Genomic DNA, 13,799 nt, shown 5'->3' with positions numbered 1-13,799 from the left:
TTTTGTTGGGTATTTATTTACATACAACTATTTTGTAAATTTAGAGAATGGAAGCCATTTACAATTATTTTGAAACGATCCCTCCCGCACACCGAAGTATCATATTGGTTTCAGGGATTGCATTTTTTTGGATACTGGAGTATATCATCCCCCTGTTTCAGTTAAAATATAGCAAGCTAAGACATGCTGGCATCAATATTTTTTTCACCCTGACCACCATACTTGTAAATTTCCCCTTGGCTTTTTTATTGTTAAAAACCAGTGATTGGACCATAGCCAATAATTTTGGGATCCTACAGTGGTTACCTGTAATGCCTTTATGGTTAAAAATTTTGTTGGGGGTAATGATGCTGGATTTTCTTAGTGCCTGGTTGGCCCATTGGGTAGAGCATAAGGTAAAGGTGCTTTGGGGCTTTCATCTTATTCATCATACCGATCATGAAGTGGATACTACTACTGCCAATCGGCACCATCCTGGAGAAAGTGTGGTGCGGTTTATTTTTACATGTTTCGGCACTTTTGTGGTTGGGGCACCTATAGCCATCATTATGATATATCAGGCCCTGTCGGTTATTTTGTCACAATTTAACCATGCCAATATTTCACTGCCCAAAAAGGTGGATGAAGTGTTGAGTTGGGTCATTGTTTCTCCAGATATGCACAAAGTGCACCACCACTATAAATTACCCTATACGGACAGCAATTATGGGAATATATTTTCTATTTGGGATAGGCTACTTGGAACCTTTATGAAATTGCCCAATAGTGAAATTGTCTATGGTGTGGATACCTATCCCAATGAAAAGGAAAATTCAGACATAGGAGCTTTATTGAAAATTCCGTTTAAGCCTTATAAATCCCCTGAAAAAATGGATGTAAAATCCACGGGTCAATTGTAAATCAGATATTTGGCCCTTATTTTTTGGAATTGATCAATATCTTTTTGCCAGGTTTTCTTTATTTCCTCATGGGAAAGTCCGGCCTCGATCTGCTTTTGTAAGTTGGTGGTACCGGCATGTCTGGTAAAGCCACTTGTATTAAAAAACAGGCTTTTGTCCTTGGTGTTTTTGTAAGCATCCAATAGGTACTCCAAATTCACGGTATTCATTTTAGGGGTTTTGGAGAGGTCCTTTCCATAGCAAATTTTGCCATTCTGTTTGGGGTCCTTCGATCCAAAATTGGGAGCAGGGGTATATTTAAAATTGTATTTTGTACTGTCCATAAAGGAGGCGCCGTAACGCTGAAACTGAAACTCTGTTCCACGGCCTGCATTTATATTGGTCCCTTCAAATAATCCCAAACTGGGGTAGAGATAAATAGAGGTGTTGTTGGGAAGGTTGGGGGAGGGCCTAATGGGCAATATATAATCTTTATGATGATCGTAATTTTCCATCGGGATTACGGTCAGGTCCGCTACAACTTTGTTTTCCAACCATCCTTCTTTGTTGATCATATTGGCATACTCCCCAATGGTCATGCCATATACCAAGGGAATATTGGTCATTCCCAAAAAGCCTCTGTGTTCGGTTTCCATGGTAGGACCATCCACGTAATGCCCGTTTGGGTTGGGCCTGTCCAATACAATTATGGGAATATTGTTTTCTGCACAAGCCTCCATGACCAATTGCATGGTAGCAATATAGGTGTAGAAACGTACCCCCACATCCTGAATGTCGAACAGAACAACATCAACATCCTGCAATTGAGCTTTGGAAGGTTTACGGTTTTTTCCGTAGAGGGAAATTATGGGAAGTCCGGTTTTTTCATCCTTTCCATCGCTTACCTTTTCCCCGGCATCGGCTTCTCCCCGAAATCCGTGTTCAGGAGCAAATACTAGTTTAATATTGATGCCCTTGGCCAAAAGGGAATCCACAATATGGGTGTAGGACAAGGGTTGGGTATCCTTAAAGATCACACTGGTCTGATTGGCTACAATTCCAACTCTTTTTCCCTCAAGTAAAGGCAGGTAAGTTTCGGTTCTGTTGGCAGCTATGATTATGGGTAGATCCGTAGCAACGGTATCCCGTGCTACCACGGATTTAAGTTCCTTATTATTGGTTTTGGTGTGGTTTCCACAAGCAGAAAGTGTAAAAAACAATAATAAAACTGTATTTTTGAAAACGGAAAAAACTGCCATAAATTGAATTTAGAATTTTTTATTGCCAAACGCCTGGTTACAGGTAAAGAGCATAAAATTAGTATATCTGCACCAATAATAAAAATAGCTATAGCGGCAATTGCATTGGGGGTGATAATGATGTTGGTGGCCATTTCTACCGGGGTTGGTCTAAAGCATAAAATACGGGAAAAGATCGCTGCCTTTAATGGCCATATCCAGATATATAACTACGACAACAACACTTCCGATGTTTCCATGGTTCCTGTTTCCCTTGATCAGGAATTTTACCCGGAATTTAAGTCGGTAAGCGGCATACGGCATATTCAGGGAGTAGCTACCAAGGCAGGGATAATAAGAACCGAAGAGACTTTTGAAGGCATTCTGGCCAAAGGTGTTGGGCCTGACTATAATTGGGATGTTTTTAAAGAGTTTTTGGTAGATGGTTCCCTAACCAATTTTGAGGGGGAAATTAATAGTGAAACATTGATATCCCAGGTATTGTCCAATCGGTTAAATTTAAAAACAGGGGACTCCTTCGTTGCCATTTTCTTTAAGGAAGATGATGCATCCAAAATGCCTAATCAAAGAAAATTTACTATAACCGGTATATACGACAGTGGATTTGAAGAGCTGGATGGCTCCTATATTTTTATTGATCTGCGGCATATTCAACATATGAATAAATGGGCCGACAATGAAGTGGGGAACTTTGAAATTTTTGTGGACGATTTTGATGAAATGGACAATAAGGCCAAGGAAATTTATGGGAAGACCTTATCCAATCTTGATACTCAGACCATAAAGGACAAGTATTACAGGATTTTTGAATGGCTTGGTCTTTTCGATTTTAATATAGCATTGATCATTGGCATAATGATCATCGTAGGGGGTATCAATATGATAACCGCGCTTCTCGTTTTAATATTGGAGCGGACCCAAATGATAGGTATTTTAAAGGCCTTGGGGTCATCCAATTGGAGTATTCGCAAAATATTTTTATATAATGCCACTTATTTGATTGGTGTTGGACTTTTGTTGGGCAATATCATTGGTTTGGGCATTATAGGATTGCAGTACAAATTCCGTATGTTCAAATTTCCCAACCCCAAGGAGTATTATATAGATTATATTCCGGTGCACCTTGATGTGATGACCGTGGTATTGCTCAATATTGGTGTTTTAATTTTATGTCTGTTGATGTTGCTTCTGCCGTCCTATATTATTACTAAAATATCACCGGTAAAGGCCATAAAGTTCGAATAGAATTTTGTATTTTTTTTGAATCTTGAATCAGTAACAAAGTGATAACTTTCCTCCTAAAAAGAAAAAGTAGATGGTGAATCTAAAACTACATGATCAAATAGTGAAAATAGATAAAGGAGAATTGGTAGGTTATGCAGTTGCCGGGCACGAGTATATTCACCAAAAGGGTAGCCCAGGATGGCGAAACTCGGATACCGAAATGTTTCCGATAATAGGCCCCACCAATGAAGCAAATTTTAGGGTTACTACCCCTAAGGGTATAGCGGTCCAGGATCAACATGGTCTTTTAAGGGAAATGGCATACCAACTTGCGTCGCAAACCGATACCAAAGCCGTCTTTAGGAAACAATATGCTTCGGGAACTTCAATGAAGAACTCCAAATATCCCTCTAAATCCACCGAGGAATATTTGTCATGGCCTTATAATTTTGAATTTACGAAGTCCTTCGAGCTTTTGGAAAACGGATTAAAAATTCAATTTAAAATAATAACAGAGGAAGGTATGCCCTTTATGTTGGGATATCATCCAGCCTTTAAGTTGCATTCTGAAAATGTAACGATACAAGCCGAAGAAAGAACAATTTTTTTGCAGGAGGTCCTTGACGTTGGAAGTAGGGCACTGCCAGTAATGGACTGTACTTCCCTTACCTTAATGGATAATGGCAAGCTTAGTATAAAAACGGAAGGCTTTGGGAATTTTATGTTGTGGACAGAGGTACCCAATATGCTGTGTATAGAGCCAATTTCCTTTTATCCTTATGCGGTGAACCAAGAGGACTTACACCTAGGATTTCAGACAGTGAATGGATCTGAAAAGATTTTTTCCGTAATTATTCAACCTAACATTTGATACAACAAGAATGACAGAAGCATTACAATTACATTATGGTTATCTTTTTGAGCCAGAGTTGTTGGAAGAAATTAGAACGGTGGGTAGCTATAAAAAAGTTAGTCAGGGCCAAACGTTAATGGAAATAGGGGATAATATTAAGACCATGCCCTTATTGCTAAGTGGGGCTATTAAGGTCTTAAGGGAAGATGATGATGGTAATGAACTGTTGTTGTACTTCGTAGAAAAAGGAGACACCTGTGCCATGACTTTTTCCTGTTGTATGGGCGACAAAAAAAGTGGTATAAGGGCCGTTGCCGAAACCGATACGGAATTATTGATGATTCCGGTGGGGTACCTGGAAACTTGGATGGGCAAGTATAAAACTTGGCAACAGTTTATCCTGGACAGTTATCACGCAAGAATGATGGAACTTATGGAGACCATAGATACTCTTGCCTTTCTAAGAATGGATGAGCGTTTATTGAAGCATCTGCAGGATAAGGCCAAAGTAACCCATGATGATGTGTTGTATGCTACACATCAGGAAATAGCCTACGATCTCCACACCTCCCGAGTGGTGGTGTCACGGCTATTGAAAAAAATGGAAAATGAGGGCAAGATAGAACTTTATCGGAATCAGATAAAGGTGTTGGATCTGTAATTTTTTAAGGTTTTGTACTTGTTATTGAGCTGTTTATGTGGTAAACTTGTCTTGGTAAAAGTAAAGAAGTATGAGGATTTATTTTTGTATTTATGTACTGGCCCTGTTCGTAATTTTGGCAGGCTGTGGCCATCCTAACAAGAAACAGGAAATAGATATACCTCAGCCCAAGGAGATTGCCAAGGTTGCCGCCCTACCTAAGATTATAAAAACACCGATAGGAAATCCAAATTCCAAGGAGAAGGAACTTTTGGGGAAACTTCTTTTCTATGACCCCATTCTTTCGGGCAGCAAGGACATTGCCTGTGCCAGTTGCCATCATCCGGCCACCGGATATGCCGAGTTCTTGGATCTGTCCATTGGGGCAAATGGTCAGGGTTTGGGAAGCAAGAGGGCATTTAAGGAGCCCAACATAATTCCCCAAATGAAACGCAATTCACCCACCATTTTAAACACGGCATATAATGGAATACATGGGAAGGACGATTATGATCCGGAAAATGCTCCCATGTTTTGGGACGACCGTGTAAAGAGTTTGGAAAAACAGGCGTTGGAACCTATCAAGACTCTGGAAGAAATGAAGGGTGTCCATTTTTCGAAGTCACAAATTTTAACCGAAGTGGCCTCCAGACTTGAATCCATTCCTGAATACAAAAGTCTTTTTGCGGAAGCTTTTGGTGAGGATGCACCAATAGACAGCATTCATATTGGAATGTCCATTGCCTCTTTTGAAAGAACCCTAGTGGCCAACAATTCGCGTTTTGATCAATATATGGCAGGGGATGTTGACGCTATATCCCACTCGGAAAAGGAAGGCTTTGAACTGTTTAAATCGGTTGGTTGCATCAATTGCCATAATGGCCCCATGTTTTCGGACTATAAGTTACACGTACTGGGAGTTCCGGAAAACAATAAGGTTCCAGAACCGGATAGCGGCTTTGAGGAAAGTTTCGCGTTTAGGACAGCTTCACTTAGAAACCTACGTTTTACCGCGCCCTATATGCACAATGGTGCCTTTCAAAATTTAAAACAGGTTTTGGAATTCTATGAGGATATTTCATTTGGGAAAACACGAAATCCCTCAGTATCCAAAGAAATGTTCGATCCCTTTGTAAGGGAGCTTCAGCTCAGTGTAAAGGATATGTCTTTGATAATTTCTTTTTTAAATACCCTAAATGATGATAATTTTGACAAGGAAATTCCCCAAAAGGTCCCCAGTGGATTGCCTGTAGGAGGAAATATTCAATAGTTTGTTTACGCCTTGTAGTTAATTGTACTTACAATCCTCTGGATCGGATTTTATGTAATATTTACGATAGTTGGAAGCTTTGGGGTCCATACAGCCCTTTAGGTTTTTTAATTCCACTTTTCTAAAATCTATAGGTTGTCCCTCTGCTTGAAGGGCTATAAAACCCTCCTTTAATAATTTACCGTCGATCTTCATGGCAGGATCATATCGGTTGGCAACACCTCCCCCTATTTGTGGTTTGGTGTATTCCAATACCTTGTCTCCATTTACTATATGGGTCACAATGGAATCTCCCAAAACAATGGCCTCGGCGCGTACCCATTGTTCTCCAAAATAAGTTTTGGAGGTGGAATTGATACAGTGTCTTGGGTCAATTTTGCCTTCGTATACTACATCTGTTCCCGGGGAACACATATTTCCAGTGGGTCGAGATTTACCTTCTTCCAATCCGGCCAAAAATTGCATTTCAACAGAAATTGGCCAATCCTGCTCCTTGGGCATGGTTCTGGGATCTTGGGAATGGAACATTACCCCGCTGTTTTTTATGGTGTAACTTGGGGCTCCCGGGTGAAGCTCTCCTACAAAACGATATTCTACCACTAGATGATAATAGGAGTAGGGGGTATTGTAGTACAGGTGTCCATATCGTTCATTAAAATCGCCCTCATATTTGTCATAGCGTACTTTTATAATACTGTCCTCTACCCTGAAAGTGTCGCCATAATTGTCCCCAACTTCATAATGGTGAATTTTAGTGGTCCAATCATTTATGTCCTTTCCATTGAACATGGAAATCCAACCGTCGTTTTTTTCTTCAGTTACAGATTTTACAGTGCTGCACTGGCAAAGAAGTAAGGCTGCTATTAAACAACTTATTATCGAGGGGATTTTTTGCATATTCCAAGGATTTAATATAATTAAGAGCACAAGATAAAATTTTTAATGTTTATTAGTACCAACTTCGATTGAAGTTATGTGTGTAAAAGCTAAAATTCTGTAACCTTCGTTACATTGGAATAAGCTATTTAATACTAAATTTGGTGAATGAGGAGATTTTTACCTTTCTTGGATTGGCTTCCAAGATATAACAAAACCCTTTTTGGAAAAGATTTGGTGGCGGGCATAACCGTGGGTATAATTTTAATTCCCCAGGGTATGGCCTATGCCATGATTGCAGGGCTTCCTCCAGTTTATGGCCTGTATGCCTCATTGTTCCCTATTTTAACATATGCCTTTTTGGGTACTTCAAGGCAAATTGCCGTAGGTCCAGTGGCTATGGATTCGCTACTGGTAGCTGCAGGCTTGGGGACCTTGGCTATATCAGGAGTACAAAACTATATTTTAATGGCGTTGTTCCTGTCGTTTATGGTAGGGGCATTTCAGTTGATATTTGGGTTTTTGCGAATGGGGTTTCTAGTAAACTTTATGTCAAGACCTGTTATTAGTGGATTCACCTCCGCGGCGGCCGTGATCATTATTTTTAGTCAATTAAAACATTTGTTGGGAGCGGATATCATTAACAGCAATAAATTTCACGAACTGGTTATTAACGCATTTCGACATTTATCGGAAACCAATATTTATGACTTCTCCATCGGGATCATTGGAATCCTTATTATTGCTTCATTTAAAAAATGGTTTGATAGATTTCCGGCCATATTGTTGGTTGTGGTGTTAAGCACACTTGTGGTCTACTTTTTTAATTTGGAAGCCTTTGATGTACAGGTGGTAGGTGAGGTTCCGGCTGGACTGCCCTCTTTTAATGTTCATAGTTTCAGCATGGAAAAGGTTAGGGACATTTGGCCAATTGCCCTAACATTGGCATTCGTTGGATATTTGGAGGCAATTTCCATTGGCAGGGCATTTGAAGAAAAGGACAACATAGAAACAATAGACCCCAATCAGGAGTTGATAGCTTTGGGGGCTTCCAATATGGTGGGTTCATTTTTTCAGTCCTATTCGGTTACCGCAAGTTTTTCCCGTTCGGCCATAAATTACGAATCTGGGGCCAAGAGTACTGTAGCTTCTGTAATAAGTGTTGTTGTGGTAGCCCTAACACTGTTATTTCTTACGCCATTATTCTATAATTTGCCAAAGGCAGCACTGGCCTCCATTATCATGGTTTCCGTTTTTGGATTAATAGATATTTCCTATCCTAAAAAATTATGGTACCAAAGTAGGGATGAGTTTATGGTTCTTTTGTTAACTTTTTTAATTACCCTTGGCGTTGGTATAGTAGAGGGTATTTTGATAGGGGTATTATTGTCCTTGCTTTTAATGGTGTACAGGACCTCCAAACCACATTTTGCGGTGTTGGGAAGTATTAAGGGTTCTGATTATTATAAAAATATTAGTCGTTTTGGAGATGAGGCCGAGGTTCGTCCAGATTTGTTGATCGTAAGGTTCGATTCCCAGCTTTATTTTGGGAATTCCGGCTATTTTAAAAGTGAGCTTTTTAAATTCATCAATGTTAAGGGCCGTTCTTTGAAGGCCGTTATTTTGAATGCCGAAGCCATTAACTATATTGATGCCAGCGCATCGGCCGTCTTGATCAATGTTATTGAAGAGATCCACAACAGGAATATCGAGTTTTATATAGCCGGTGCTACCGGACCTATTCGAGACATAATATTCAAGAGCGGGATTATCAATAGTCTGCACAAGGAATATCTTTTTGTCAAGATAAAGGAAGCCGTAGCTTATCACGATGATCCCAATAACATTCCCTCGCTTAGGGAAAGGGTGGCACATCAGAATCAAAGTAACTAAAGTTGCATTCGGGGAGGTCTATATTATTTACCTTTGTGAAGGTGATTTTATAATTAAAAATATTTTGATTAATTTTTAAACACCCCATAGAAAAATTAGAGTTTGAAAGGAGCCATAACAGATTTTGATGGCTAGGGAAATATATCAAGGAGAATATTTGCCGATGGTCATTGGGATGGCTTATTTGTAACCCATAAAATAAAACAGATGAAAATAGAACAGATTTATACAGGATGCTTGGCGCAAGGCGCGTATTATATAGAGAGTAATGGAGAAGTGGCCATTATTGACCCCTTACGTGAGGTTGAGCCTTATATTAAGCGGGCCAAGGCAGACAAAGCGACCATAAAATATATTTTTGAAACACATTTTCACGCAGATTTTGTAAGTGGGCACGTTACCCTATCCAAAGAATCGGGTGCACCTATAGTTTATGGTCCAACGGCAAAACCCTCCTTTGATGCCATAATAGCGGAAGATGGTCAGGAATTTAAACTTGGGGATATTACCATTAAGGCATTGCATACCCCAGGGCATACTATGGAAAGTACCACCTATTTGTTGAGGGATGAAAAGGGTAAGGATTATGCCATATTTTCTGGGGACACCTTGTTTTTAGGTGATGTAGGAAGACCGGATTTGGCGCAGAAGGCGGCCAGTATGACCCAAGAGGATTTGGCCGGGCTGTTATATGAGAGTCTTAGGAACAAAATTATGCCTTTGGCCGATGATGTGGTAGTTTATCCCGCACATGGTGCTGGTTCGGCCTGTGGAAAGAACATGATGAAGGAAACTGTGGATACCTTGGGCAATCAAAAGAAAATGAATTATGCCCTACGTGCCAATATGACCAAGGAGGAATTTGTTAAGGAGGTTACAGAAGGGTTGTTGCCACCTCCAAAATATTTTCCGCTCAACGTAAAGATGAACAAAGAGGGGTATGAGGATATTGGGGAAGTATTGGAAAGGGGTACTACCGCCTTGTCACCCGATGCTTTTGAGGAGGCTGCCAATGCCACAGATGCAGTAATTTTGGATGTTAGACATCAGGACGAGTTTGTAAAGGGATTTGTTCCCCGATCTATCTTTATTGGGTTGGACGGGAGTTTTGCCCCATGGGTTGGTGCCCTTATAGCCGATACCAAGCAGTCTATCTTATTGGTGGCTCCGGAAGGTAGGGAGGAAGAGGCAATTATACGATTGTCCAGGGTTGGCTTTGATGCCACTATTGGTTATTTGAAGGGAAGTTTCAAGGCTTGGAAAAACGCTGGAAAGGAATATGATACCATTACTTCCATTTCCGCCAAGGACTTGAAAGAATCTTTAGATAACAAGGAAGTTCCTGTTTTTGATGTTAGGAAGGAATCGGAATACCTTTCGGAGCATATGGAGAATGCCAACAACACTCCTTTGGATTTCTTAAATGACCATATGGCCGAATTTCCAAAAGAGGATACCTTTTATGTACATTGTGCAGGAGGATATAGGTCTGTTATAGCGGCGTCCATTTTAAAAAGTAGGGGTATCCACAACCTGGTGGATATAGCTGGTGGCTTTGATCAAATAAAGGATTCAGGCTATAAGGTAACCGATTATGTTTGTCCCACTACGCTTTAAAAGTGACATTTATCATATTTTATAGTTCCGTTTGTATATATTTTAGCCTACTAAATCTAAAATAAATACCTATGATTTTACAATACTTGCCATTAGTAAATTGGAGCAACGGAATTATAATGATTTCTGTTTTTGGCGCTGTTTGTGTTGGTCTGGTTACCGCCGTATTGATGTTGATGAACAGTGGTAAGAAAAAATAGGCTGGGAATTTCATTAATTTGAAATACCCGGCCATCTTTCTTTATATTGAAAGTGGAGAAAAATGAATGGCCTTGTTAGGGTGTTTTCTTAAATACCATGACAGAATCCGTTTGGTATCCATATTTTCTTTTTGTAGTTCCAAGAAATTTTCCAGGGCATCAATACTATTAATCTGCTCGTGCCGTGGCAAGAATCCATAGCCCTTGTATTTGTTGTTTACCACCAGTACAAATGCTTCTTCCTTTGCGTGTCTACCCTTTTCCCTGATCACTAAATTTTGGTTTTTGTCCATCAATGCCTCAATAGCCCTTTGTACCTTGGCATTATAGTGTATGGGAGATTCCGTTCCCCTGCATATTCCATTGCACTGGGCAATACTATAATGGGAGCAGCTGCTAATATTTTCCTGTAAATGACAGAATTTGGGACATAGACCGTAGTTCTTACATAATTCCTCCAAAAACAACCTGCAGTCCGTTATGGTATTAAAAGTGGATATTGGGCTGGGCGTCAATTTTAGTTTGTTGTACGCCAAGTGTTGTATGCCGTTCCTATCTTCATAGGAAAAAATGGCATATTCTGTTGAAGTACGTTTCTGACTCTGATTGTATAAAGGGAAATGTTGTTTAATGGCTGCAGACTCCATTAAAAGTGCAACAAGCTCGTTCCCGGACAATTCAAAATCAATGTCGTGGGTGGCCTTGCACATTAAAATTTCTTTGTTGGACTTGTCATAAAAATGTCCAAGAACCCGTTTTTTTATGTCTACGGCCTTGCCCACATATATTATTGCTCCCTTTGCATCTTTAAAATAATAGACACCAGGGGAATTGGGCAGTCTTTCAAAAATTTCCTTGGGTAACAATGGCGGTAAGGTCGCTTCTTGTGAGCGGGCGTTAAGAAAGGCTTTAAATACCTTATCAGCGCCATTGGTCCTTAGTAGTTTCTTAAACAGAATTACCGTGGCTTGGGCGTCTCCCTTTGCCCTATGGCGATCCGTTAAGGGAATATTTAAAGAGGTGCATAACTTGCCCAAACTATAGGAATTTAAGCCTGGGATTAGTTTTCGGGACAATCGTACCGTACATAATTTTTTGCGGGAAAAATTAATTCCGATATTCTGAAATTCATTTTTGATGACATTGTAGTCAAAATTTACGCTATGGGCCACAAATATAGTGTCCTGCGTTATTTCCAATACCTTTGAAGCTATATCTTCCCATGTTGGGGCATTGCGTACCAAATCGTTGTCGATTCCCGTCAATCCTGTAATAAAGTAGGGTATTTCACATTCAGGGTTTACCAGGGAAGTATATTCATCAATGACTTCATGACCATCGAATTTGAAAATGGAGATTTCCGTAATCTTATTTCCTTTTATCCCGTTTCCGGTAGTTTCAATGTCAATTATGGTATACATGTAATAAGGTCCTGGAAGTAACAGAACCTTAAAGTTATAGGAAAATGATCAAAAAAAGAGCTTCAAAGGGTTAAATTTATGTTGGAAGTATATTCTTATGTTAGTCCAAATCCTTGATGACCTCTGTTAAAGCCTTATAGATGATAGGACCTGTTTCCGGCCCCAAGGAATTTTCTTCCCCGTAGGTGTCGCTTTTATCATTATAGAGATAAGGTTTTCCTGTATCCCATTCGCTTTTTGGTATGATGTAACCAATTTCATCATTGGAAAGCCCTAGATAAAATTTGTACCTGTCGGAAATGAGCTCTTGTAGTGGGGGTATCTCCATAGGCTGAATATCAAATTCACGCCCTTCCGGAGCTTCTATACCACCGTATACAATTTCGGGATATATTTCCCCTGGGATACTCAAAAATAGGGCAGGGCCTATGCGAATGGCGCCGACTTCCGTTCTGGTTTTAAAGTATTTCGGCATGCCGATATTTATCAGGCCAATACCACTGGCAACTTTAAAGGTGGTATTGTCCAATGGTGCCAACACGGTCTTTGCCCTCAACGAAATATTGGAATTCGTCAAAGTATCTCCTTTTTGTTTTAGGGCAGCCAAGGACATTAGGGCAATTTGATCGCCCAATGCCTTTGTTTTCTCAAAAGTAGGTTTAAAGTATTCTTCACCGGTAAAGGGGTCTTGAATGCCCAAGGAAGGGTGTGGTGCCATTAGTCCACCAATGGCTCCCGAAAAATATATGGCCACTCCACCAAGCCCTTCCTCTGCCAATTCCTCACCGTTATATACCCCACTTTCCATGGCTTCCCTTATATAATGTGGAAAATCCGAACTAATCAATAAATTTTGTGACCAAAGTGTTTCCGGGTGGTTGGCCCAATTGATAAGGGTTCCCATGGTAGTATCGTTTTCGGCATCCAGGACCTGCATTAAATGTATGCCAGTAGCCTTAACAATAGGTTTTCGGGTGTCTTTGATGAGTTTGCCATCTTCACCGGATAGGTCTTCTGCAAAAACCAATTTAGCCGGACGTAAATTATTGGCTGCCTCTGTAATGGCGGCTACCGTTTGGGATTTGACATATTCCATCATTTCTGGATTTACTCCGGAATTGAAAATGTTTTCTCCCCAGATACCCACAAGATCATTACTTTCATGGGTATGGGTAGAGGACAATAAAGTGTAATCTATTCCCAACTCGGCCGGTATTCGTTTTCTGATGTCGATTACATCGCCATGTAAAAAACCAATGGCATCCATAGAAATCATGGCTATCCTGGTATTGCCATCATCGATTACCATTACCCTAGACCAAACATCGTCATGTACTCCCTGGGCAGGTTTGGCATTGCTCATCCCTGCTATCCAATAGGCATCAAATTTACCATTGTTATTGTTGTCGTTATAGGTGTCACCTTCAGCCTTGCTGTATTTGTTGTTGCCATTCGCGTCGTTCCAAGTATCCACAATGGTAGGGGTTATGGGTCTTTTGGAAAACCCGGCTTTTATGGGTTGAGGGGTTTTGTTTTCAATTTTAAGATCGATGGAGTAGTCAGGATGGCGATCGCGCCAATTGTACATCACTAAGGATGCCCCAACGATGATGAGTAGAAGTATACCTATCCCAAGTATTTTTAAGGCCTTTTTTAAAGTTTTCATGG

At 40.2% G+C, this 13,799-nt stretch carries 12 protein-coding genes; 8 read left to right on the top strand and 4 right to left on the bottom strand.

Annotated features, from left to right (window positions below; translation table 11 throughout):
• Positions 1-47: 47 nt before the first annotated feature.
• Positions 48-899, top strand: a complete 852-nt coding sequence (locus tag BUA60_RS16395) for a sterol desaturase family protein (protein WP_072863541.1) — start codon at positions 48-50, stop codon at positions 897-899.
• Here the strand turns inward: BUA60_RS16395 and BUA60_RS16390 are convergent.
• Positions 890-2,137, bottom strand: coding sequence for an exo-beta-N-acetylmuramidase NamZ family protein (locus tag BUA60_RS16390; RefSeq protein WP_072863539.1), 1,248 nt, complete (start codon positions 2,135-2,137; stop codon positions 890-892). The genes BUA60_RS16395 and BUA60_RS16390 overlap by 10 nt on opposite strands.
• A gap of 3 nt (positions 2,138-2,140) precedes the next feature.
• Here BUA60_RS16390 and BUA60_RS16385 point away from each other — a divergent pair, with 3 nt between their 5' ends.
• From BUA60_RS16385 to BUA60_RS16370, 4 genes are all read left to right on the top strand, one after another.
• Complete coding sequence (locus BUA60_RS16385) at positions 2,141-3,382, top strand: ABC transporter permease (RefSeq protein WP_072863537.1); 1,242 nt, start codon at positions 2,141-2,143, stop codon at positions 3,380-3,382.
• Between the two features lie 70 nt (positions 3,383-3,452).
• On the top strand, positions 3,453-4,232 hold the full coding sequence (locus BUA60_RS16380) for an aldose epimerase family protein (protein WP_072863535.1): 780 nt from the start codon (positions 3,453-3,455) through the stop codon (positions 4,230-4,232).
• Between the two features lie 10 nt (positions 4,233-4,242).
• A complete protein-coding gene (locus tag BUA60_RS16375; protein WP_072863533.1) occupies positions 4,243-4,875 on the top strand; it encodes a Crp/Fnr family transcriptional regulator in 633 nt (210 codons plus the stop codon).
• Between the two features lie 70 nt (positions 4,876-4,945).
• The gene (locus BUA60_RS16370) at positions 4,946-6,124 is read left to right on the top strand and encodes a cytochrome-c peroxidase (protein ID WP_072863532.1); all 1,179 of its coding nucleotides are present in this window, start codon (positions 4,946-4,948) and stop codon (positions 6,122-6,124) included.
• An 18-nt stretch (positions 6,125-6,142) separates the two neighbouring features.
• Here BUA60_RS16370 and BUA60_RS16365 read toward each other — a convergent pair whose 3' ends face one another.
• A complete protein-coding gene (locus tag BUA60_RS16365) occupies positions 6,143-7,021 on the bottom strand; it encodes a 3-keto-disaccharide hydrolase (RefSeq protein WP_072863530.1) in 879 nt (292 codons plus the stop codon).
• A 147-nt stretch (positions 7,022-7,168) separates the two neighbouring features.
• On the opposite strand from BUA60_RS16365, the gene BUA60_RS16360 reads away from it, so the two are divergent.
• The 3 genes from BUA60_RS16360 to BUA60_RS23395 all read left to right on the top strand — a co-directional run bounded on the left by BUA60_RS16360 (position 7,169) and on the right by BUA60_RS23395 (position 10,710).
• Positions 7,169-8,893, top strand: a complete 1,725-nt coding sequence (locus BUA60_RS16360; protein ID WP_072863528.1) for a SulP family inorganic anion transporter — start codon at positions 7,169-7,171, stop codon at positions 8,891-8,893.
• Between the two features lie 207 nt (positions 8,894-9,100).
• Positions 9,101-10,510, top strand: coding sequence for an MBL fold metallo-hydrolase (locus BUA60_RS16355; protein ID WP_072863526.1), 1,410 nt, complete (start codon positions 9,101-9,103; stop codon positions 10,508-10,510).
• A gap of 71 nt (positions 10,511-10,581) precedes the next feature.
• The gene (locus BUA60_RS23395) at positions 10,582-10,710 is read left to right on the top strand and encodes a hypothetical protein (RefSeq protein WP_262482703.1); all 129 of its coding nucleotides are present in this window, start codon (positions 10,582-10,584) and stop codon (positions 10,708-10,710) included.
• A gap of 41 nt (positions 10,711-10,751) precedes the next feature.
• Here the strand turns inward: BUA60_RS23395 and BUA60_RS16350 are convergent, their stop codons facing one another.
• Both BUA60_RS16350 and BUA60_RS16345 read right to left on the bottom strand, forming a co-directional pair.
• Positions 10,752-12,131 carry an exonuclease domain-containing protein gene (locus BUA60_RS16350; RefSeq protein WP_072863525.1) on the bottom strand — a complete coding sequence of 460 codons (1,380 nt, stop codon included), beginning with the start codon at positions 12,129-12,131 and terminating at the stop codon, positions 10,752-10,754.
• 100 nt (positions 12,132-12,231) lie between these two features.
• Positions 12,232-13,797 (bottom strand): hypothetical protein, encoded by a 1,566-nt coding sequence (locus tag BUA60_RS16345; RefSeq protein WP_072863523.1) that lies wholly within the window; start codon positions 13,795-13,797, stop codon positions 12,232-12,234.
• Positions 13,798-13,799 lie beyond the last annotated feature (2 nt).

The organism is Arenibacter palladensis (assembly GCF_900129275.1).
Lineage (GTDB): Bacteria > Bacteroidota > Bacteroidia > Flavobacteriales > Flavobacteriaceae > Arenibacter > Arenibacter palladensis.
Note: the sequence above shows the minus strand (reverse complement) of the source record. Positions and strands in the feature narration are given on the sequence as shown.